This window comes from Streptomyces alkaliterrae (assembly GCF_007097205.2).
Taxonomy (GTDB): domain Bacteria; phylum Actinomycetota; class Actinomycetes; order Streptomycetales; family Streptomycetaceae; genus Streptomyces; species Streptomyces alkaliterrae.
Genome location: NZ_VJYK02000686.1, coordinates 1 through 573, shown reverse-complemented (window position 1 = coordinate 573; position 573 = coordinate 1). Strand labels below are relative to the sequence as shown.

Sequence of the window (573 nt, the reverse complement as noted above, 5' to 3'; positions counted from 1 at the left end):
CCGCCACGGCCCCGCCCCGCACCCGCCGCCTCGACCTGCTCGTCACCTCGCTGCGCGACGTCGTCGACCGGGGCCTGCCACCGGACACCACCGCCCACCTCGTCGGCGAGCGCATCGCACCCCACCTGGGCGCCACCGACCTCCTCACCGACCGCCAGTGCGCCACCGACCCCACCAGCTACCGGCAGCACGTCCTGCACGCCGAACCCGACGGCGGCTTCTCCCTCGTCGCTCTGGTGTGGCTGCCCGGCCAGCGCACCTCCGTGCACGACCACGTCTCCTGGTGCGTCACCGGCGTCCACGAGGGCGTCGAGCACGAGACCCGCTACCGACTCGTCCCCGCCACCGACGACTCGCCCGCCCGGCTGCGCGCGGCCGAGGACGTCGTCAACCCGACCGGCAGCGTCGTCGGCTTCGCCCCTCCCGGCGACATCCACCGGGTCGGCAACCCCGGCCCCGGCCGGGCGATATCCCTCCACGTCTACGGCGCCGACGTCTCCCGACTCGGCAGCAGCATCCGCCGCATCTACGACCTGCCCACCGACCGCTGATGGCCCTCTCCCGCCCCCGAGT

Annotated in this window: 1 protein-coding gene; it reads left to right on the top strand. The window is 74.9% G+C overall.

All coding sequences use genetic code 11. The features are described from left to right. Positions 1-551: cysteine dioxygenase family protein (locus FNX44_RS27490; protein ID WP_438948053.1), on the top strand; the 551-nt coding region annotated here is incomplete at its 5' end. Between the last annotated feature and the right edge of the window lie 22 nt (positions 552-573).